Here is a 22,114-nt window from a genome sequence, read left to right as displayed (position 1 = left end):
AGTTGGCTAGCATACGGCCGTGGACGACAGGCTCGCATACCCCGATCAAGCCGCGTTTCTCGCACTGCGGGCACTTGGCTTTGCGACGCTCATTCAGTTCACCTGGGTTTACGACCGTGCAATTGATCTGGACGGGTTAGTCCGCTTTCAGCACAACCTCGGCTACGGCTTAATGGGACGCAGAATCGAACGATCGCCGTTGGGTTTCGCGCGTGATCGGTGGGTTCTGTCTGCGGCACCTCGGACTATCGACATGGCTGCGAAGCCGCGTCGACGCGCCGACCTCAGCGCGTGGGTGGACGAGCGGGCGCACTTGCCTATCGATCCGGAACACGGACCCAGCTGGCATCTCGGCGTCCTTCCGCTCGAGGACGGTGGGTTTGCGGTGAGTCTGGTGGCTTCCCACGTGGTTATCGACGGAGTGGGGATGTGCCTTGCGATCGCCGATGCCGTGGAAGGCAGGACCCGCGATCTGGGATATCGACCTGCGGGTTCGCGCACCTTCGGGCGGGCACTGATCGAGGACGGCTGGCACACCCTGGCCGCCACGCCGGAGTTGATGCGGGCATCGCTCGCAGGCGCGCGGTGGGCCTGGCGCAACCGCGCGGGCCTGTTCTCGTTCAGTGCGGCCACGCTCATTTCCGCCCGGGACTGGGGCGCCGATCAGGCTGTTGCAGTACCCACCCTCATCGCGTACCTCGACGCCGAAGAATGGGATGATCGCGCGAGACGCCTTGGTGGAACCAGTAATTCACTGCTGGCAGGATTTGCATCCAGACTCGCAGTCAGAGTTGGGCGGGTTCTTGACGATGGAACAGTAACCCTCTGGATGCCGGTAAACGAGCGCGCCCCAGCCGATTCGCGCGGAAACGCGTGGACGAGAGCGATCGTCAGGGTCGACGCGACGGGCGCGGCGCGAGACCTCAGCGAGATACGGGTCAAAATAAAAGAGGCACTTGTCGATCAGGCGCCAGGCTCCAACGAGTGGCTAGCGCTGTTGCCGCTGACATCGATGACACCGAAATGGCTTTACCGAAGGTTCATGGCTATGTTGTCGACAGTCAGCGATTTTCCGATCGATTGCTCCAATTCCGGTCAGCTCGACACCGCAGTGAACCGCCCGGACGGCACCGAGGCCGACTACCTGTTCGTGCAACCTGTCGAGCCCGGTATCCAGAAGAGCCGCCTTGAGCACATGGGTGGACAGCTGTTCCTGGGTTCGATGCGGATCCATGGAAAAATCTGCATCTCGATCACGGCTTATCTGGTCGGCCGGGAAAATTCCAAAGATGAGTTGCGCAAGCTAATATCACCCACCTTCGCCGAATTCGATCTGACCGCGGCGATCGACTGATTTTCTCGCCTAAGCGAGGCGAACGTCTCGGGCAATCGCTACCCGAACGCCGTCGCCGATCTCGACCCCATCGGCGGGTTCGCCGAATTCGAAGCTGGTGGCCAGGATTTCCCCGGCGATCAGATCGCGATGCGTGTGTGCCCAGTCCGCACGCTCGGACGGCACCGCGATGACGACCTGGATGCGGTCGGACACGTCGAGACCGGTCGTTTTACGTAGCTCCTGCAGCTCGCGGATGCGGTCCTTGGCCCAGCCTTCGGCTTCCAGCTCGGGAGTCACCGTGCCGTCAAGGACAACCAGACCGGTGCCACCCGGTAGTGCCGCGGTGAACTCGGGGTCGGCGGCCACCAGCCGCGAGCTGTACTCCTCGGGCTGCAACACGGCGGGTCCCGCGGTCAGCGTCCCATCCGGATTGACCACGCCTTCACCGGCCTTGACCGCCTTGATCGCCGCTTGCACGTCCTTGCCCAGGCGCGGACCGGCGACTCGTGCGTTGACGGTGAGCTCGAACCGGCCGTAGGTGTCGATCGCGTCGGTCAGTTCGACCTGCTTGACGTTGAGCTCGTCGCCGATCAGATCAGCGAACGGCTTCAGCCGTTGCGGATCCGCAACGGCCACAGTGAGTTTCGGCAGCGGCAGCCGGACGCGCAGTTTCTTGGCCTTGCGCAACGACGACGCGGCCGAGCAGACCTCACGCACCTGGTCCATGGCGGCAACCAAGTCGGCGTCGGCGGGCAGCTCTTCGCCGCGCGGCCAATCCGTCAAATGGACCGAACGCTCACCGGTCAGCCCGCGCCATACCATCTCGGTGGTCAGCGGAAGCAATGGAGCGGCCAGTCTCGCGGTCACCTCCAAAACGGTGTGCAGGGTGTCGATCGCGTCGACATCTTCCTCCCAGAACCGCGAACGCGACCGTCGCACATACCAGTTCGTCAACGCCTCGGCGAACAGGCGCAGCTGTTCGCAGGCGCCGGAGATGTCACAGACCTCCATCGAATCGGTGAGGTCGTCGCGCAGCTCAGCCAGCTTGGCCAGGATGTAGCGGTCCAGCACGTGGGACGAATCGGTGCGCCACACACCGACTTTCGGCGCGTACAGGGCCAGGAAGCTGTACGCGTTCCACAGCGGCAGCAAAACCTGCCGTACCCCCTCGCGGATGCCCTGTTCGGTGACGATCAGATTCCCGCCGCGCAGGATCGGCGAGGCCATCAGAAACCACCGCATGGCATCGGAGCCGTCGCGATCGAACACTTCGTTGACGTCGGGATAGTTGCGCCGCGACTTGCTCATCTTCTGGCCGTCGGAGCCCAGCACGATCCCATGTGCCACACAGCTTTTGAAGGCAGGCCGGTCGAACAGCGCGGTGGCCAGCACATGCAGCGTGTAGAACCAGCCGCGAGTCTGCCCGATGTACTCCACGATGAAATCGCCCGGGTAGTGACCTTCGAACCAGTCGTCACTCTCGAACGGGTAGTGCACCTGGGCGTACGGCATGGAACCCGAGTCGAACCACACATCCAGCACATCTGGAATGCGTCGCATGGTGCTACGGCCGGTCGGGTCGTCCGGGTTGGGGCGGGTGAGTTCGTCGATGTAGGGCCGGTGCAGATTGGTCGGCCGGACGCCGAAATCGCGCTCCAGCTCGTCCAGGCTGCCGTATACGTCGATGCGCGGGTAGGCCGGGTCGTCGGATTTCCACACCGGAATCGGCGTGCCCCAGTAGCGGTTTCGCGAGATCGACCAATCGCGCGCACCCTGCAGCCACTTGCCGAACTGGCCGTCTTTGACGTGTTCGGGATACCAGGTGATCTGCTGGTTCAGTTCCACCATGCGGTCGCGGAATTGGGTCACCTTGACGAACCACGACGACACCGCGCGATAGATCAACGGGTTTCGGCATCGCCAGCAGTGCGGGTAAGGGTGCTCGTAGGTCTCATGGCGCAGCAACACCGCGCCATTGACCGCCGCGGGCCCACTCTGATTCTTCAGATCACGGATGATGTGCGGGTTGGCCTCGAAGACGTGCTGCCCCTGGTAATCCGGGACGCTGGCGTCGAAGCGGCCCTTGGAGTCGACCGGGGTGACCGGCACGATGCCGACGGGGTCGGTGGTCGCCATGTCGTCTTCGCCGTATGCCGGCGCCATATGCACCAGCCCGGTGCCGTCCTCGGTGGTGACGAAGTCGGCCGAGAGCACCTGAAAGGCGTTGGGCGAGTCCATGAAATAGGCAAACGGCGGCAGATACCGGGTGCCCAGCAGATCCGCTCCCCGGTAGCTGCCCAATACCTCGGGCTCGTCACCGAGTTCACGCGCGTAGGCGGCGAGCCGCGCCTCGGCCAGCACGAAGCGCCGATCGCCGACCCTGACCTGGACATAGGTCACGTCCGGGTGTACGGCCACCGCGAGGTTGGACGGCAGCGTCCACGGTGTGGTCGTCCACACCAGCAGGTAAGCCCCATCCAGCGCGCCGCCCGCAACCTGGAAACCGACGGTCAAAGCGGGATCTTGGCGGCTTTGGTAGACGTCGTCGTCCATCCGCAGTTCGTGGTTGGACAGCGGGGTTTCGTCGCGCCAGCAGTAGGGCAACACCCGGTAGCCCTCGTATGCCAGGCCCTTGTCCCACAGCTGCTTGAAGGCCCACAGCACCGACTCCATATAGCTGATATCAAGCGTTTTGTAGTCGTTGTCGAAGTCGACCCAGCGGGCCTGCCGAGTGACGTAGGCCTGCCATTCGTCGGTGTAGCGCAACACCGATGCGCGGCAGGCATCGTTGAACGCGGCGATACCCATGACGTCGATCTGGGATTTGTCGGTGATGCCCAGCTCGCGCTCGACTTCGAGCTCGGCGGGCAGCCCGTGGGTGTCCCAGCCGAAGCGGCGTTCCACCTTGTAGCCGCGCATGGTGCGGTAGCGCGGCACGATGTCCTTGACGTAGCCGGTGAGCAGATGCCCGTAGTGCGGCAGGCCGTTGGCAAACGGCGGGCCGTCGTAGAAGACGTATTCCGGGGCGCCGTCACGGCGGGCGATGCTGGCCCGGAAGGTGTCGTCGCGAAACCAGTGGTCGAGGACCTCCAGCTCGAGGGCCGAGAAGTCGGGCGCGCCGCCGCCCAGCTTGCGATATGCCCTGGGGTCAGCGTTATCGGTCACAGTGCGTCGTCTCCCGTGTGCCACGTCAGGCCCGGGGACGACGATGCGCTGGTGCGCAACCGCCGCGGTACCACCCCGCTTGCCACGCTGACGCGTGACCGCTCAACTTGAGGCTGTGACGGGCCTACCCGTTCGGCTCTACTGGGCCTGGCTGGCTGTTCTTCCGAAGACTCCCCGGTGATGGCCGGATCGATGCCGTTGGGTCGATTCTACGGCTCCAAGGGGCTACCTGGCCGCAGGCGGTACCTGCAGTCGGGTTGCCCCTTGGAGCCGGGCTTGGTCGTCCATCGATTAGGCCTGACTAGGCCTGGATTTCGAGGATTCCGGCCCGCCACAGCGCTGCGTACATGTGGCGCAGCGGAACGGTCAGCAGCCGGGCCGCGCCGTCGACCAGCGGGTCGCCACCGGCGCCGAAAGGCTGGCTGTCGGTCCGGCGCGCCGCCTTCTTGGGCGCGGGCGCGGGGGCCTCGATCGGCGTGGTGTCGCGCACGACGTGCAGCTTGGGCGCGGCGGTTACGGTTACTACTTCGTCGTACAGAACAGCGGTCATGATCGCCTCCTAGCGGGGAATCAAGCGGAACGTCTGAGCTACTGGAACTGGCTTGGTTCCGTCTCGTAGCGGTTCCGATCTAGAGGCGCTTGCGTCTGCGATGACGACTCAGCGGAGAGCAGCGCGGCAGAGATCGGTTCGGGACGAAACGGTGCCCGGATATCGATCCGGACTATCACTGGAACTCATGCGTCCCTCACCTCCTCATGGCCACACCGCGTGCGGATAACCGCACGATTTACGCGCGCACAAAGGAGCACAGGAAAGACCGACGACCGTCGGAAAATCCGCACCCCTCTCGTCAGAGCTTTGGCACCACACGACGTGTCCGATGAATCGGAAGCCACCTGGGCTCAACCCTTAAGCCGGGAAGAGCTGTCCTGACCCGGGGCGTCTTTCGACGTTCGGGGTCAGTGGCCTGTGTTCGTGTAGCCGCCTCACCTAACGAGGTGCTTACCGGACCGATGATGCACGACCCATCCGACTCGGTCAACGTGATCGAGGTCCTGTGTCCGAATCTTTACGCTTTCACTAGGTCCGCTGACAGCAATTGGTCAGGTTTGTGGCCCCTGACCTGGTGTTATGAACGTCACAGTCAACCGTGTGAATCACGTAAGAATCGTCGCTGTGAGGTCACGACGGGCGCGGGCGTAGCCCGTCGAGCACCAGCGAAACGACGAAATCCGCTACCTCGGCGGCGCTGACGTCGTCGTCGGTGTTCAGGCGCCGATGCGCCAGTTGGCCCACCAGCGCGGCCATGGTGTAGGCGACCATCCGCGGTGGGGCCGCCACCACCTCGCCACCGTCTTGAGCAGCTACGACAAAGATTTCGATGTCGTCGATGAACCGCTCGTAGATCCCGCCCAGGTGCTTCTCGAATCGGTCGCCGAGGGCGTAGGCGTCGCGGAAAAGCAGCTTCACCGTGGCCTTGTCGGCTTCGAAGAACTCGAACGTCGCCTGCACAGCGGCTTGTAACAGGGTTCGGAACGGCGCTTCTCCCCCGGTTCCCCCGGTTCCCCCGGTCAAAGACGACAACGCCGCCCTCAGATGCGCCCGCAGGGCGTCTTCCTCGACGGCCATCAAGGCATGGAACAGGTCATCTTTGGAGTCGAAATACCAGTAGACCAAGCCATATGCCATGCCGGCCTGCTTGGCGATGTCGGCGATGGTGGTGGCATGAAAACCCTTGGCGGCGAACACTTCTTTGGCCGCGGCCATGATCTCCTCGCGCCGCTGCAACTTCTCTTCGTCGCTGACCGCACGCCGGCGCCGGGCACCGGCGCTGCTCACTTCACGTCACCTGTCAACGAGACCCTCGAGCCGCCCGATCGTGTCGATGAACTCCTCGACCATCTCGAGCACCACCGAGCGCGTCGGGCGCACCCGCTGTAGCGAACCGACAACCTGACCGACGAAGTAGGTCGCCAGCTCACGAGCCTTGGCGCCGGGCTGCCCCGCCGCCTGGTTGATGCGCAGCTGCGGCTCGTTGATCAGCGCATTCTGCAGCGGCATGCCGAGCGGTTTGGGTGTGTCGGGCCGGTCCCACTCGTCGGTCCAGGCCGTACGCAGCATGCGCGCGGGCTTACCGGTCATCGATCGGGACCGCACCGTGTCCGACGAGCTCGCGGCCAAGAACTTGTCCTTGACCACCGGCGGCGTCTCGGCTTCATCGGTGGTCAGCCACACCGAGCCACACCACACACCTTCGGCACCCAGTGCCAGGGCCGCAGCGATCTGGCGGCCGCGGGCGATTCCGCCCGCGGCCAGGACGGGCGTCGGCGCTACGGCGTCCACCACTTCTGGAACCAGCACCATCGTCGACACCTCGCCGGTGTGGCCGCCGGCTTCGGTGCCCTGCGCGACGATCAGGTCCACGCCCGCGGCCGCGTGGCGTCGTGCGTGTTCGGTGGTGCCGGCCAGCGCGGCGACCAGGACATCCCGCTCGTGCGCGCGCTCGACCAAGTCGCGCGGCGGTGGCCCGAGCGCGCTGGCGATAAGCCGGATGTCGTGGGCGAAGGCCACCTCCAGCAACGGCTCGTAGCCCTTAGGCGAGATGTTCAGCCCGCCACCGGAAGCCACGCGCTCGTCGGCCGGCGCCGCAATTCCGTACCTGGTCAACAGATCTTCGACGAAGGCGCGGTGCTCCTCGGGCAGCAGCTCCTGGACCTGCTTGGCGTTGATTCCGCCTTGCTCGGCGCCAACGTACTTGGGCGGCAACAACAAATCGACGCCGTAGGGCTTGCCGCCGGTCTGCTGCTCGATCCAGGTGAGTTCGCTATCCAACCTTTTGGGGCTGTGCGCGACGGCGCCGAGGACGCCGAAGCCACCGGCGTTGGTGACCGCGGCCACGACATCGCGGCAGTGGCTGAAGGCGCAGATCGGAAACTCAACGCCGAGCAATTCGGCGACTCTGGTTCGCATTTCGTGGACGCTAAAAGCTATTGATTGATATGTCAATCGAATCCGGTAGCCTACCCGCTATGCCCCAGCCGTTGACCGCCGAAGAGCAGCACAAGCGTCGTCAGGCGGTCCGCGATCTGATGCAGAGCACGCCGTTCATCGGCGGGCTCGGCCTCGTCTTCGAACGCTACGAACCCGACGACGTGACGATCCGGCTGCCGTTCCGGGAAGACCTCACCAATGACGGCATCTACTTTCACGGCGGGGGGATCGCCTCGGTGCTCGATACCGCCGGTGCCGCCGCCGCGTGGTCGAACCACGACTTCGACAAGGGCATGCGCGCCTCGACCGTCGCGATGAGCATTCAGTACACCGGCGCGGCCAAGCGGTCAGATCTGCTCTGCCAGGCGAGAACCGCGCGGCGGCGTAAGGAACTCATCTTCACCGAGATCACCGCCACCGACCCGGACGGCAATGTCGTCGCCCATGCCGTGCAGACCTACCGGATCGTCTGAACCCCAAGGCTTTACACCTGCGCCCAACGTGCACTCAGTGCGAAAAAATCGCCAAAATGTCGCAGTGATTACACGCTCGGTGAGCTACTAGGGCGAGACGCCGTCCGGCGGCCAACTCGCAACCCCTTCTTCCAGCGGGACCTGCAGACTCTTCAGGATCGACGCCACCATCCGCCACGCGCTTATTGCGGTGACGAGCTCGATCAGAACCGTTGTGTCACCCGGTAATTCGCGCTCACAGGCGGCCCAGCTCTCAGCACTGACCGCGCCGTCGCGCACCACGTCGTCGGTGGCCGCGAGGACGGCTCGCTCGGTCTCCCCGAAGCCGGAATAGCTCTCCCAATCCCGCACCCCGAGCAGGTCTTCGGCCGTCACACCGAGCCCGGATGCCACGCGCCAGTGCTGCGTCCATTCGTAGTCGCAGGCGGTGAGCCAGCCGATGCGCATGATCACCAGTTCGCGCAGCCTGGGTTCCAGCGCGCCGTGCCAAAGCATCGTGGCAAGCAGATCATTGAATGTCCGCGCCAGCCGTGGATGGTTCAGCAGAACCTGAAAGATGCTCAGGTCGGCCATGTAATCGGGCACACCGGCTTCGTCGGCTGCGGCCTTGGCCTCGGCGACCGGCAGCAGGGGCACCCGGGTCGGCTTCATGGATGTCATGGTGTGAGCACTCCGTGTATTGGCGGCAGGGTGTCGCGTTCTCCGGCCATGGTAGCCAGCAAATCCTCGGCCTCTTCGAGGCGCACGCAACGGCGTGGCACGCTTTCGAAGGGGTAGCGACCGGAACGCAAGAGATCGAGCGCGGCCCGGTAGGCGGGGGTATCCACGCCGAGGGCCCCGATCACCCGTAGCTCCTTGACCACGACCACGTCGGGGGAAAACCCCGGCGCGCCGCTGCCGAAGCCACGCGTCCCGGCGACGACGACGGTTCCGGCGGGACGGGCCAGCGCGATCGCTTGCGCGAACGCTGCCGGCGCCTTCGCGGTCACGTCGACGACGACGTCGGCCAGTCCGCCGGTCTCGCGCGACAGGGCGGCCACCGGATCGTCGAGCGTGACGTCGACGGCCAGGTCGGCTCCGAACTGCGCGGCCAGCGCCAACCGTTCGGCGTCACGGGGACCCGCTCCGGTCACCATCACGAACCCCGCGCCGGCCTCCTTTGCCGCCGCGGCGGTGCACAGGCCCCGGATACCCGGGCCCAGGACCGCGACGACATCACCTGGCTTGGTACCCGGAACCGTTGCACCCCAACGTATTCCAGCGCCCAACGGATTGAACAGGGCAGCCACCTCCGGGCGCAGGTCACCGCCCACCGGCAACACCATCGAATCGGCTGCCAGATACTGGTATTCGCCGTAGCCGCCCCACAGTCCGGGCGCGCGGTCAGCCGGAATGAAGCCGTACATGTCGGCGAGCCCGTGACGTATGCAGCGCCGGTACTCCCCCGAAACACACTGCGGGCATTGGCGACAGGACTGGAACACCTCGACGGCCACCCGATCGCCCGCGGACACGCCCCAGCGCTGGGCCGCTCGCGCTCCGATCACCTCGATCGTCCCGACCGTCTCGTGGCCGGGCACGAACGCAAAGCCGCCGGACAGCTCGCCGGTGTACTGCTCGTGATCGGTCCCGCACAGCCCGCAGGCCTCGACCCGCACCAGGGCGTCCTCGGCGCCGATATCCGGAAGGGGAAACTCGCGAACGACCAAGCTGCGCGGGGCGTCTAGCACCAAAGCCCGCGCAACCGAGCCGTCCGGCATGGCGCTAAGCGTCCAGGCGGCTGAACTCGCGTTGCCGGTAAAGCTCGACGCACTGTGCGCGCCTGATCTTGCCGCTGGTGGTGATCGGAATCGACCCGGGCGACACCAGCACGAGGTCGGCCACGCTCAGTCCGTGCGACTTGTAGATCGCCGCGTTCACATCCTGCTTGATGACGCGCAGCCGGTCCTTGGCGTCCTCGTCGGAGTCGCCGCGCTTCTTGACTTCGACAATGGCAACCAGCTTCTCGGCGCTGCCGTCCGGAACCCCGATCGCCGCGCAGCGGCCCGCGGTAATCTCCTGGATCGTCGCTTCGATGTCGTCGGGAGAGTGGTTGCGCCCGTAGATGATCAGCAGATCCTTGATGCGTCCGAGGATGTACAGCTCGCCGTCGGACAAGAAGCCCGAATCTCCGGTTCGCAGCCAAGGGCCTTCGGGCGTGCCCTCCACCGGGTTGGCGATCTTGGCGCCGAAGGTGCGGTCGGTCTCTTCGGCTTTCTGCCAGTAGCCGGCCGCGACGTTTTCGCCGTGCACCCAGATCTCGCCGACCGCGCCGTCCGGGCATTCGGTGCCCGTGTCGGCGTCGACGATGCGCACCGCCAGCGACTTCGGCGCACCGTAACTGACCAGCGGGGTGCCGCCTTCGGTCGACGACGGGACGGCTTGGCCGGCGGGCAATTTCTCGGATTCGAAGTAACCGATTTTGGGTGGTTCAGTCGCGGTACGGGTCGCGATGTACACCGTCGCTTCGGCCATCCCATACGCCGGCCGCAGTGCCTTGGCGGGAAAGTTGAAGGGCGCGAACCGATCGGCGAAGCGCTTGAGGGTGGCGGGCTGCACTCGCTCGCTGCCGTCGAGGATGCTGTGTGCGCCACTGAGATCGAGGCCGGCCATGTCCTCGTCCGACGTCTTGCGCACCGCCAGCTCGAACGCGAAGTTCGGCCCGCCCGAAGCCGTACACCCATTGCGCGCCAGCAGTTGAATCCAGCGGGCCGGCCGCTGCAGGAACCCCACCGGACTGGTGAGCACGGTGGGCTTGCCGATCAGGATCGGCATGATGGCGCCCAACAGCAGACCCATGTCGTGATACAGCGGCAGCCAGGACACCACCGTGAGGTCCGACGGGACCACTCCCCCCTCGCCGGCAAAGAAATCGGCGACCATCTGAGCGAAATTGGCGAAGACGTTCTTGTTCGTAATGCCCACCCCGGCCGGCGCCCGGGTGGAGCCCGAAGTGTATTGCAGATATTGGATCTCCGGCGCGTCCTTGACGCCACGCGAGCCACCCGGCCGCGGCCGTGCATCCAGCTCCAGCAAATCAAGTTCGACGAGTGCCGGTGCGTTTTGTCCGGGATGCGGCTGCGCGTGCGGGGCGACATTGTCGACGACGGCCGACGTGGTCAGCAGGACAGTCGGCGACGTGTCGCTCAGCACCGAAATCGTCCGCTCATCGTGGGCGCCGCCGTAGGGAACCGTGAGCGGAACGGCGGTGAATCCGGCGTGCAGCGCACCCAGAAATCCGACGATGTATTCGAGGCCCTGCGGCGCGAGAATGACTGCCCGATCACCGGTCGAGCCGCAATCCTTGATTTGATCGGCAACGTTGAGCATTCGCCGATACAGCTGTGACCAGGTCAATGTCTGGGCAACGCCGTCCCAATCTTGCTCGTAATCGATGTAGGTGATTGCCGCATCGTTGGGGTTCAGACTGGCGCGCTCGCGCAGCACAGTGGGAATGGAAGAGCCGACCACGTGCAGCAACACTACCTGTTTCGCCTTCGCCGCAACCCCGGTTTGCCCGCCCCAGCACCTGCCGCACCCTCGCCGGACAAAACGTCGGCGCGTTGCTCCCCGATCTGGTGGCCCTGAGCAGGGAAGATGGCCGTCAAAGACTGAGCGCTGCACGCAATCGCCGAGGGGATCAAGCCATGGGTGTCACTCCGATCGCAGTCATCGGCATGGCATGCCGGCTCCCCAAAGGCGTTGATTCCCCGGACCGGTTCTGGGAGGCGTTGCTGTCCGGCGACGACCTGATCACCGAGATTCCCAGCGATCGATGGGACGCCGACGAGCACTTCGACCCCGAGCAGGGTGCGCCGGGCCGGTCGGTGTCGCGCTGGGGCGGATTCCTCGACGATGTCGCGGGCTTTGATGCCGAGTTCTTCGGTATCAGCGAACGAGAAGCCACCGCGATCGATCCGCAGCACCGACTGCTGATGCATACCTCATGGGAGGCCGTGGAGCATGCCGGCCTGGATCCCAAAGCGTTGACCGGCTCGCTGACCGGTGTGTTCGTCGGCATGTGCCACGACGACTACGCGTTCGTAACCGACCAGGCAGGCGCCCGGGCTGACGCGTACGCGTTCACCGGAACCGCCTTCAGCATGGCGTCGGGCCGGGTGTCCTACGCCATGGGGTTGCGCGGTCCGGCGATGACCGTGGACACCGCCTGTTCGTCGAGTTTGCTTGCGGTGCATATGGCTTGCCGCAGTTTGCATGAGCAGGAGAGCGACCTGGCGCTGGCCGGCGGTTGCCTGGTGATGCTGGAACCGCACGTGTTCAGCTCGGCCTCGGCGCTGGGCATGTTGTCTCCCACCGGCCGCTGCCGCACGTTCGACGCCGCAGCTGACGGGTTCGTCCGTTCCGAGGGCTGCGCCATGGTGCTGCTCAAGCGACTGCCCGACGCCCAGCGAGACGGCGACCGCATCCTCGCGGTGCTGCGCGGCACGGCCACCAACCAGGACGGCCGAACCGACACCATCGCAAGCCCGTCGCGCGACGCGCAGGTCGAGGCCTACCGCGCGGCGCTGGCCGCGGCCGAGGTGGACGCCGACACCGTCGGCATGGTCGAGGCACACGGCACCGGCACCCCGGTTGGCGACCCGATCGAATTCACCAGTCTGGCAGCGGTTTACGGCGCCAACGGGACTCGATGCGCGCTCGGATCCGCGAAGAGCAACCTTGGTCATGCCGAGGCCGCCGCCGGCGCGGTGGGAATCATCAAAGCGATCCTGTCGGTGCAACATGGCGTGGTGCCGGCGATGCTGCACCACACCCGGCTGCCCGACGAGCTCGCCCGGATCGACACCGGACTCTTTGTGCCGCAAGAGATTACGGCGTGGCCCGTCGAGGCGCCGACGAACGGCGATCAACCCCGGCGAGCGGCCGTGTCCTCGTACGGCATGTCCGGCACCAATGTGCACGTCATCGTTGAGCAGGCGGGCCAAACCGCAGCGGAAGCCTCTCCGACGCGGCCGGCAGGACCCGAATTGTTTGTGCTGTCAGCAACTTCGGCCGCGGCGCTGCGCCACACCTCGCGCCGGCTGGCGGACTGGATCGACCAGCACCCCGACCCGGTGCCATTGCCGGATCTGAGCTACACCCTGGCACGCCGACGGGGCCACCGTCCGGTGCGCACGGCGGTGGTCGCGGCCGGTCACACCGAGCTGATCGTGCGCTTGCGTGAGGTCGCCGACGGCGACACTCCCTACCAGGCAGCGGTCGGCCAGGATGACCGCGGACCAGTGTGGATCTTCTCCGGCCAGGGTTCGCAGTGGGCCGCGATGGGCACGGATCTGCTGGCCAGCGAGCCGGTTTTCGCCGCGACTATCGCGGCGATCGAGCCGCTGATCGCCCAGGAATCGGGTTTCTCGGTCACCGAGGCGATGACCGCACCCCAGACCGTCACCGGAATCGATCGGGTCCAGCCGACGCTGTTCGCCATGCAGGTCGCGCTGGCAGCCACCATGAGGTCTTACGGCATCACGCCGGGTGCGGTCATCGGCCACTCACTCGGTGAAGTGGCCGCCGCCGTCGTCGCCGGAGCGCTGTCCCTGGAAGACGGAGTGCGCGTCATCTGCCGCCGTTCTGCCCTGTGCACCCGCATCCGGGGCATCGGCGCGATGGCGGCGGTGGAGTTGCCCGCCCAGCAGGTGCGCGAGGAGCTGGCCAAGCGCGGCGTCAGGGACGTCGTGATCGCCGTCGTCGCCTCGCCGCAGTCCACCGTGATCGGCGGGGCCATTCAGACGGTTCGCGACCTCGTCGCGGCGTGGGAAGACCGCGACGTGCTGGCCCGCGAGGTCGCCGTCGACGTGGCCTCGCACACCCCGCAGGTCGATTCGATACTCGACGAGTTGTCCCGGGTGCTGGCCGACGTCACGCCGTTGGCACCGCAGGTCCCCTACTACTCGGCCACCCTGTTCGATCCTCGCGAGCGGCCGGTGTGTGATGCCCGGTATTGGTCGGACAACCTCCGTCACACCGTGCGCTTCTCCGCGGCGGTGCGGGCCGCCCTGGAAGACGGGTATCGGGTGTTCGGCGAGCTGTCACCACACCCGCTACTGACCCGTGCCGTCGACCAGACCGCAGCGAGCCTGGACGTTCCGGCGGCAGCCCTGGCCGCTATGCGGCGCGAACAGCCGCTGCCACACGGCATGCGCGCCCTGGTGGGCGACCTGTACAGCGCGGGTGCGGCGGTCGACTTCTCGGTCACCCATCCCGCCGGGCAGTTGACGGACGCGCCGCTGCCCACGTGGACCAGCCGTCGCCTGCTGCTGGAGCCGGCGGGCCGGCCTACGGGTGCCAACACCTCCAATACTGTTGTGGTGCACCCACTTTTGGGCTCGCACGTGCAGCTGCTGGAGGAGCCGCAGCGGCATGCGTGGCAAGCAGACGTGGGCACCGCCGCACTGCCGTGGGTGGGCGACCACCAGATAAACGGCGTGGCCGCGCTTCCTGGGGCCGCCTATTGCGAGATGGCGCTGGCCGCGGCCCGCTGCGTCCTTGGCGAGGCGTCCGAAGTCCGCGATATCCGCTTCGAGCAGATGCTGTTGCTGGACGAACAGACCCCGGTCGGTGCAGTCGCGTCGATGGCCGGCGACGGTGTCGCCGCCTTCGAGGTGGAGACGTTGCAGCAGGGCGAGCGGTTGCGGCGGGCCAGCGCGACGCTGGGTGCCGTCGCAGCTGACGAGCCGCCAGCGGCGCGAAATATCAGCGCCCTGCTGACGGCCCATCCGCATCGCATCGACGGCGATCAGCTGCGCGAGTGGTTCGACGCGCGCGGTGTCCAATTCGGTCCCGCGTTCACCGGCTTGGCCGCGGCCTACTTATCGGAAGGCGCAATCGACGCCGTGCTGGCCGAGGTCGCCCTGCCGACGTCCGTGCGGACCCAGCAAGCCGGATTCGATGTGCATCCCGCGCTGCTGGATGCGTGTTTTCAATCGGTCGCGGCCCACCCGGCCGTGCAGGAGCTGGGCAACGGCGGCCTACTGCTCCCGTTGGGTGTGCGCTACTTGCGCACCTACGCGGCCACCCGCACTGCCCGCTACTGCCTCACCACGGTGACCGCGTGCACGACCGACGTCGAGGCAGACATCGACGTCATGGACGAGCACGGGAGCGTCCTGCTGGTGGTGCGCGGGCTGCTGATGGGCACGGGTTGCTCGGAGAGCGCCGAGCAGGATCGGCTGCTGGGTGAGCGGCTGCTGACCATCGAATGGCAGCGTCGCGAGCCGCCCGAAATCGAGACCCCGCCAACGGGCACCTGGCTGCTGATCGACATCGATGCCGCTGTCGATGCACCCGGTACGCCGTTGGCGAGGCAGTTGAGCGATGCGTTGACGCGACACGGCGCGACGGTTGTCAACGCCACGGAATTACGGCCCGGCTTCGAGCACCTAGTCGTTCTGACCGGGCGGCCGACCGGCGACGGCGTTCTGGCCAGCGACAACGTCGAGCAGCTCGTGCGCATCGCCGGGGAGCTGGCCGACCTGCCCGGCCAGGCGCCGAGGTTGTATGTGGTGACCCGCGGCGCCCAGACGGTACTCGCCGATGACCGCGCAAATCTGCAGCAGGCCGGGTTGCGCGGGCTGTTGCGGGTGATCGGCGCCGAGCACCCGCATCTGCATACCTCCCACATCGACATCGACGAACAGACCGACGCCGGGCGGCTGGGCCGCCAACTGCTGGCCGGCTGCGACGAAGACGAGACCGCCTGGCGCACCGGCCAGTGGTACACCGCACGGTTGTGCCCCGCTCCCCTGCGCCCCGACGAACGACCCGCAACCATCGTCGACCATGCCCGGGACGGAATGCGGACCGACATTCGCACCCGCGGCGACCTGGAGACGATGGAATTCGTTGCCTTCGAACGAGTTTCGCCGGGCCCGGGACAGATCGAGGTCGCGGTCACCGCGTCCAGCATTAACTTCGCCGATGTTCTCGGCGTATTCGGCCGCTACCGCACCAGCTTCGGACCGCAGCCGGGACTGGGTACCGATTTCGCCGGTGTGGTGACCGCGGTCGGACCTGACGTCACGACGCTGAAAGTCGGTGACCGGGTCGGTGGCCTCTCCCCGCACGGCTGTTGGGCGACGTTCGTCAGCTGCGACGCCCGCCTGGCCGCCAAGATTCCCGCGGGCATCACCGACGCCCAAGCCGCCGCGGTCAGCACCGCAACGGCGACCGCCTGGTATGGGCTGCACCACCTGGCCCGGATCAAGGCCGGCGACAAGGTGCTGATCCATTCCGGGACCGGCGGCGTCGGACAGGCGGCGATCGCGATCGCGCGCGCAGCGGGGGCCGAGATATTCGCCACCGCCGGCAGTCCGCAGCGCCGGAAGATGCTGCGCGACATGGGTATCGAGCATGTATATGACTCGCGCACCGTCGAGTTCGCCGAACAGATCCGCCGCGACACCGCCGGCGGGGTCTCGGGGGGCTCAGACGGCTTGGATATCGTGCTCAACTCACTGACCGGGGCGGCGCAACGGGCCGGGGTGGACCTGCTCACCTTCGGCGGCCGGTTCATCGAGATCGGCAAGCGCGACATCTACGGCGATACCCGGCTTGGACTCTTCCCGTTCCGCCGAAACCTGACGTTTTTCGCTCTTGACCTGTGGTTGATGTCGATCACCCACCCACACGAGGTGCGGGAGCTGTTGGAAACGGTGTACCGGCTGACCGCCGACGGCGTGCTCCCGATACCGGCGAGCACGCATTACCCGCTCGGCGAGGCAGCAACCGCACTGCGGATCATGAGCGCGGCCGAACACACCGGCAAGCTCATCCTCGACATACCGCAAGCCGGAAACAGCAGCGTCGTGATCCCCCCTGAGCAGGCTCGCGTCTTCCGTCCCGACGGCGCCTACATCATCACCGGCGGTTTGGGCGGCCTCGGGTTGTTCCTCACCGAGAAGATGGCGGCCGCCGGCGCCGGCCGCATTGTGCTCAACTCTCGCGGCGTACCCAACCAAAAGGCAATGGAGACAATAGAACTCATCCGCGCCACCGGCTCTGACATCGTGGTGGAGTGCGGCGATATCGCCCTCGCCGACACCGCGCAGCGGCTGGTCACCGCGGCAACGGCCACCGGGCTGTCGTTGCGTGGTGTGCTGCACGCTGCTGCGGTCGTCGAAGATGCCACCCTGACCAACATCACCGCCGAGTTGATCGAGCGGGTGTGGGCGCCAAAGGTTCACGGCGCGTGGAATCTGCATCAGGCGACGGCAGCCGCACCGCTGGACTGGTTCTGCGTGTTCTCCTCGGCGGCCGCACTGCTGGGCTCACCGGGTCAGGGTGCATATGCCGCCGCCAATAGCTGGCTGGACGCGTTCGCCCACTGGCGACGGGCCCAAGGGCTTCCGGCCACCGCGATCGCGTGGGGTGCGTGGGCCGAGATCGGCCGGGGCGCAAGCCTGGCCGAAAGCGGCGACACCACGATGATCACTCCCGACGAGGGGGCCCGCGCGTTCGAGGCGCTGCTGAGCCACACCCGCGGATACAGCGGCTACGCACCGATCGCCGGATCGCCGTGGTTGACCGCCCTGGCCCAACGGAGCCGATTCGCCGACGCATTCCGCTCCGCCGGGGTAAAGCACTCGGCCCACGGCAAGTTCCGCGCCGAACTCTCCGAGCTCGCCCACGACGAGTGGCCAATCCGCTTCAGGCGGCTCATCTCCGAACAAGTGGGGCTGATCCTGCGCCGCTCCGTCGACCCTGACCGGCCACTTTCCCAGTACGGGCTTGACTCGCTGGGCAACCTCGAATTGCGAACCCGCATCGAAACCGAAACCGGCATCCGCATCCATTCGACCGACATCACCACGGTGCGCGGCTTGGCGGATCACCTGTGCCAGACGCTGACGCCAACCGGAAACGCCGCGGCCGCAATGTAAGGCTCAGCGGCCGACATGAAATAACCTGGGATTCAGGGCTGAACCGAAGGAGCGATGTTGGTTGTCTTGGGCCACTTGGGTCTAGAGACCGTCGGCAATTGGGCTCCCGACCCCGGCTCGGTGTGGCGCTGGCACCCCACACCCGCCGCACTGGAAACGGCACGCCAAGCACCGATAAGTGCTGTGCCGCCAAGCTATATCCAAGCCCGCCACCTCCGCGGCTATCGCGACCAGGCCGCACGCGGCCGTGAAATGTCACGACTCGTGGTCGCCGCCTTGGATTTCCGCGGCCAATGCGACATCCGCGCGATGACCTATGTCCTCAATTCGCACCTCCGCCGACATGACACATTCCGAAGTTGGTTCGAATTCACCGACACTGCGCGCATCGTCAGACATACGATCGGCAATCCCACTGATATCGAACTGATTCCGGCTGAGCACGGCGAGATGACGCCCAAGCAATGGCAGGACTACATACTGGCGACGCCGAGCCCGCTGGAGTGGGATTGCTTCAGGTTCGCAGTCATTCAGCGCGACGACCACTTCACCTTCTGTTTCAGCGTCGACCATCTCCATGTCGATGCGACATTTCTGGGTGCCGTGTTCTGGGAGATCCAGGGTTTGTACGACGCACTGATGGACGGCGGCGGCCCGATTCCCTTACCGAGCGTCGGCAGCTACGACGAGTACTGCCTGCGGGAGCGCGCCCACACGTCGGCGCTGACATTGGCCTCACCGGAGATTCGGCAATGGATCGAATTCTTCGAAAGCGATGCGGGAACGCTGCCCGCATTCCCGCTGCCACTGGGTGACACCTCGCTGGTCACCAGGGGTGAATTGCTTTCGCTGCAACTGATGGACGCACGCCAGACCGCCCGATTCGAAGCGGCCTGCACCAGCGCCGGCGCCCGGTTCAGCGGTGGCGTGTTCGCGGTCGCCGCACTCACCGAATACGAACTCACCGGGTCAGACACCTACCGCGCCGTCACCCCGACCAGCACCCGCAGCACCCCGGATGAGCTGATGACCACGGGCTGGTTCGTCGGCCACATCCCGTTCACGGTGGAGGTCGGGCCGTCGTTTGCTGAGACTGCCCGTCGCGCACAAAAATCCTTCGATGCCGGCACCCCGCTGGCCAACGTGCCGTTCGAGCGGGTACTGGAACTAGCACCGTGGCTCGAGGCGACCCCACGAGGCGGCTTTCCCATGCTGTCGTTCCTGGACGCCGGGGTGCCTCCGCTTTCAGCTGTGATCGCAATGAATCTGGAACGAATGAATGCCAAAGTCTTCAGCGATGGCAGGATCGCGGCGCGAGTGTGTATGTGGGTCAACAAGTTTCAGAACGAGACCACAGTGACCGCGTCGTTCCCGAACAATCCGATCGCCCATGAATCGGTGACGCGCTACCTCGAAGAAATGAGGTCGGTGTGCGTCCAGGTGGCCGACGGCCTGATCGACCGCCCCAGCGAGATCGCGGTTGCCCCCCGCCTGGGCCAGCTTCAGCGGCAACGGCCCTGATCACGGCTGAAAAGAGCGGGCCCGGAATATCTCGATTCCGGCCTCTGCGGGCGCCGAAAGGCATAGCCTGAACATCGGAGTCGGACCGCTTTCCACACTTCGGCGATTCGCCTTCCAAAGCAGCAGAAAATCGCGTGGTATTTGACGTGGTTCAGGGCCCCGCTGGCTACCAAAGCCGGCCCCGACCGGCGGCCCCCTCCACCGTCGCTTTGTGACCAAAAGGCAGGGAAGGTGGCATCGGGCCGCGCGGTGCACAGCGCGCTCTGGAACACCCGTACACATCCGCCGATTAGTGCCACATGCTGGCACTTTGCCTATTGACTCGACAGTCAACAAGGCCTGTAGCCGTCGCGAAATTGACGTCACCGGCAGGAAGTTTTTTTGTACGTACGCACGATTTTTCCACGCGTGCGAAAACAACCGGCTACGCTGCTGATCACGCCAATCACCAATCCGTTTGGCTGAAGTGTGGGGGTCGATGGGAGCGCCCGGTGCTGCGATTGGCGCAGCCCGGAGCAAGGTTCGACGATGCGCCACCGAAAAAGCATGGACGCGGGTAAGGAGACGAGAAGAACCGTGGATACGACACGCGTTACGCCGGTTGCCGTCATCGGTATGGCGTGCCGGCTGCCGGGGGGCATCGACTCACCTGAGCTGTTGTGGGAGGCGTTGCTACGCGGCGACGATCTGGTCACCGAGATTCCCCCGGACCGCTGGAACGCGGATGAGTACTACGACCCCGAGCCCGGCGTGCCCGGCCGGACGGTATCCAAGTGGGGCGCGTTCATCGACGACGTCGCGGGTTTCGACGCCGATTTCTTCGGAATCAGCGAGCAGGAGGCCACCGCGCTGGACCCGCAGCATCGCTTGCTGCTGGAAACCGCGTGGGAAGCCATGGAGCACGCCGGTAACACCCGGGCCGAGCTGGTCGACACGCAGACCGGCGTGTTCATGGGAATGACGAGCGGCGACTACACCCTGCAGACCGCCGACGCCAACGCGCTGGACGGGCCCTACGGATTCACCGGCAACAACTACAGCTTCGCCTCCGGGCGGATCTCCTACACGTTGGGGCTGCACGGCCCGGCGATGACCGTCGACACGGCATGCTCGTCCGGCCTGGTCGCCGTGCACTCGGCCTGCCGCAGCCTGCACGAGAGCGAGTGCGAACTGGCACTGGCCGGCGGCGTCTCGTTGACGATGGACCCGCGCAGGTTTGTCTCCGGCTCGCTACTGGGTATGGGGTCTCCTACGGGACATTGTCATGCGTTCGACGTCGCAGCGGATGGGTTCGTAGTCGGTGAGGCTTGCGTAGTGCTGTTGCTCAAGCGTTTAGCTGATGCACAGCGAGACGGCGACCGGGTTCTGGCCGTCATCCGCGGCACGTCGTCCAACCAGGACGGCCGCACCGTCAACATCGCCACCCCATCCGGACCCGCACAGGTTGCGGCTTACCGCGCCGCACTCGCCGCGGGAGCCGTGGACCCCTCCACCATCGGCATGGTGGAAGCGCACGGCACCGGTACTCCTATCGGCGATCCGATCGAGTACGCCAGTCTGGCCGAGGTTTACGGCATCGACCGCCCCTGCGCACTCGCATCGCTGAAAACCAATTTCGGGCACACCCAGTCGGCCTCCGGTGCGCTTGGACTGATGAAGGCGATCCTCGCCCTGCAGCACGGTGAGGTTCCACAAAACATCCACTTCACCCAGCTGCCCGACGAGATGGCTGCCATCGAGACCAATCTCTTTGTGCCAAAGGCGAATACACCGTGGCCGGACAACGGCTCCGGCGAGCCGCGGCGGGCGGCGGTGTCGTCATACGGCATGTCGGGAACCAATGCTCACGCCATCATCGAGCAAGCTCCCGCGGGTGCGGCACAGGACGCTGGGACAACCGAATCCGGCGCGGCCGGCCCGCAGGTGTTTGCGCTGTCGGCCACCTCACCGGAAGGACTGCAGCAAACCGCTGCGCGACTGGCGGATTGGGCGACCGAGCGCGCAGGCGAGGTCGACCTGGCCGACGTGGGCTTCACGCTTGCTCGCCGGCGCGGGCACCGGCCGGTACGCACGGCCGTCATCGCCGGCGGCCCCGAGGAACTGTCCGCGGCCCTGCGTGAGGTCGCCGAAAGCGAAACCCCATACCTGCCCGCGGTCGGTCAGGATGATCGCGGTCCGGTGTGGGTGTTCTCCGGGCAGGGTTCGCAGTGGGCGGCGATGGGGGCTGACCTGCTGGCCAGTGAGCCGGTGTTCGCCGCCACCATCGCCACGCTCGAGCCGCTGATAGCCGCCGAGTCGGGCTTTTCGGTGACCGAAGCGATCACGGCACCGGAGGTCGTCACCGGTATAGACCGCGTACAGCCGACTCTGTTCGCCGTCCAGGTCGCCCTGGCGGCGGCGATGAAGTCCTACGGCGTACAGCCCGGAGCGGTCATCGGCCACTCCATGGGCGAGTCCGCGGCCGCGGTGGTCGCCGGCGCGCTGTCGCTGGAAGACGGGGTGCGGGTGATCTGCCGGCGCTCGAAGCTGATGACACGCATTGCCGGCAGTGGCGCGATGGCATCGGTGGAACTGCCTGCCCAGCAAGTGATTACGGAATTGATGTCCCGCACGGTCGACGACGTCGTGGTCGCCGTTGTCGCCTCGCCGCAGTCCACGGTGATCGGCGGGGCCACCCAGACGGTGCGCGATCTGG

The 22,114-nt window shown here is 66.0% G+C and carries 12 protein-coding genes and 1 riboswitch; of the genes, 5 read left to right on the top strand and 7 right to left on the bottom strand.

The window, feature by feature from the left end:
- Positions 1 to 19: 19 nt before the first annotated feature.
- On the top strand, positions 20 to 1,354 hold the full coding sequence (locus BST12_RS06175; protein ID WP_083112137.1) for a condensation domain-containing protein: 1,335 nt from the start codon (positions 20 to 22) through the stop codon (positions 1,352 to 1,354).
- A 9-nt stretch (positions 1,355 to 1,363) separates the two neighbouring features.
- Here BST12_RS06175 and ileS read toward each other — a convergent pair whose 3' ends face one another.
- The 4 genes from ileS to BST12_RS06155 all read right to left on the bottom strand — a co-directional run bounded on the left by ileS (position 1,364) and on the right by BST12_RS06155 (position 7,472).
- A complete protein-coding gene (ileS, locus tag BST12_RS06170) occupies positions 1,364 to 4,501 on the bottom strand; it encodes an isoleucine--tRNA ligase (RefSeq protein WP_083112136.1) in 3,138 nt (1,045 codons plus the stop codon).
- Between the two features lie 301 nt (positions 4,502 to 4,802).
- Positions 4,803 to 5,051: an Rv1535 family protein gene (locus BST12_RS06165; protein WP_083112135.1), complete on the bottom strand. Its 249-nt coding sequence runs from the start codon at positions 5,049 to 5,051 to the stop codon at positions 4,803 to 4,805.
- Between the two features lie 286 nt (positions 5,052 to 5,337).
- A riboswitch (M-box (ykoK) riboswitch) is annotated at positions 5,338 to 5,507 on the bottom strand.
- Between the two features lie 177 nt (positions 5,508 to 5,684).
- Complete coding sequence (locus BST12_RS06160) at positions 5,685 to 6,341, bottom strand: TetR/AcrR family transcriptional regulator (RefSeq protein WP_083112134.1); 657 nt, start codon at positions 6,339 to 6,341, stop codon at positions 5,685 to 5,687.
- Between the two features lie 6 nt (positions 6,342 to 6,347).
- Positions 6,348 to 7,472, bottom strand: coding sequence for an NAD(P)H-dependent flavin oxidoreductase (locus tag BST12_RS06155; protein ID WP_083112133.1), 1,125 nt, complete (start codon positions 7,470 to 7,472; stop codon positions 6,348 to 6,350).
- 59 nt (positions 7,473 to 7,531) lie between these two features.
- On the opposite strand from BST12_RS06155, the gene BST12_RS06150 reads away from it, so the two are divergent.
- A complete protein-coding gene (locus BST12_RS06150) occupies positions 7,532 to 7,966 on the top strand; it encodes a PaaI family thioesterase (protein WP_083112132.1) in 435 nt (144 codons plus the stop codon).
- Positions 7,967 to 8,053: 87 nt separating this feature from the next.
- On the opposite strand, the gene BST12_RS06145 is transcribed toward BST12_RS06150, so the two are convergent.
- The 3 genes from BST12_RS06145 to BST12_RS06135 are packed head-to-tail and all read right to left on the bottom strand — an operon-like array spanning position 8,054 to position 11,476.
- On the bottom strand, positions 8,054 to 8,617 hold the full coding sequence (locus tag BST12_RS06145; protein ID WP_083112131.1) for a carboxymuconolactone decarboxylase family protein: 564 nt from the start codon (positions 8,615 to 8,617) through the stop codon (positions 8,054 to 8,056).
- Between the two features lie 5 nt (positions 8,618 to 8,622).
- On the bottom strand, positions 8,623 to 9,726 hold the full coding sequence (locus tag BST12_RS06140; RefSeq protein WP_083112130.1) for a zinc-dependent alcohol dehydrogenase: 1,104 nt from the start codon (positions 9,724 to 9,726) through the stop codon (positions 8,623 to 8,625).
- Between the two features lie 4 nt (positions 9,727 to 9,730).
- Positions 9,731 to 11,476 (bottom strand): AMP-binding protein, encoded by a 1,746-nt coding sequence (locus tag BST12_RS06135; protein WP_083112370.1) that lies wholly within the window; start codon positions 11,474 to 11,476, stop codon positions 9,731 to 9,733.
- Between the two features lie 176 nt (positions 11,477 to 11,652).
- Here BST12_RS06135 and pks2 point away from each other — a divergent pair, with 176 nt between their 5' ends.
- The 3 genes from pks2 to BST12_RS06120 form a co-directional block, all read left to right on the top strand.
- On the top strand, positions 11,653 to 17,898 hold the full coding sequence (gene pks2, locus BST12_RS06130) for a sulfolipid-1 biosynthesis phthioceranic/hydroxyphthioceranic acid synthase (protein WP_083112129.1): 6,246 nt from the start codon (positions 11,653 to 11,655) through the stop codon (positions 17,896 to 17,898).
- 54 nt (positions 17,899 to 17,952) lie between these two features.
- On the top strand, positions 17,953 to 19,419 hold the full coding sequence (locus BST12_RS06125) for a condensation domain-containing protein (protein WP_170062064.1): 1,467 nt from the start codon (positions 17,953 to 17,955) through the stop codon (positions 19,417 to 19,419).
- A gap of 546 nt (positions 19,420 to 19,965) precedes the next feature.
- Positions 19,966 to 22,114: type I polyketide synthase (locus BST12_RS06120; RefSeq protein ID WP_139801524.1), on the top strand; the 2,149-nt coding region annotated here is incomplete at its 3' end.

This window comes from Mycobacterium angelicum (assembly GCF_002086155.1).
Classification (GTDB): Bacteria; Actinomycetota; Actinomycetes; order Mycobacteriales; family Mycobacteriaceae; genus Mycobacterium; species Mycobacterium angelicum.
This window is presented reverse-complemented; position numbering and strand designations above follow the sequence as displayed.

Excerpts from the sequence above, each read along its gene's own strand:
- BST12_RS06165 (WP_083112135.1), bottom strand. The coding sequence starts at position 5,051 with ATGACCGCTGTTCTGTACGACGAAGTAGTAACCGTAACCGCCGCGCCC.
- BST12_RS06155 (WP_083112133.1), bottom strand. The coding sequence starts at position 7,472 with ATGCGAACCAGAGTCGCCGAATTGCTCGGCGTTGAGTTTCCGATCTGC.
- BST12_RS06150 (WP_083112132.1), top strand. The coding sequence starts at position 7,532 with ATGCCCCAGCCGTTGACCGCCGAAGAGCAGCACAAGCGTCGTCAGGCG.
- BST12_RS06145 (WP_083112131.1), bottom strand. The coding sequence starts at position 8,617 with ATGAAGCCGACCCGGGTGCCCCTGCTGCCGGTCGCCGAGGCCAAGGCC.
- BST12_RS06140 (WP_083112130.1), bottom strand. The coding sequence starts at position 9,726 with ATGCCGGACGGCTCGGTTGCGCGGGCTTTGGTGCTAGACGCCCCGCGC.
- pks2 (WP_083112129.1), top strand. The coding sequence starts at position 11,653 with ATGGGTGTCACTCCGATCGCAGTCATCGGCATGGCATGCCGGCTCCCC.
- BST12_RS06125 (WP_170062064.1), top strand. The coding sequence starts at position 17,953 with ATGTTGGTTGTCTTGGGCCACTTGGGTCTAGAGACCGTCGGCAATTGG.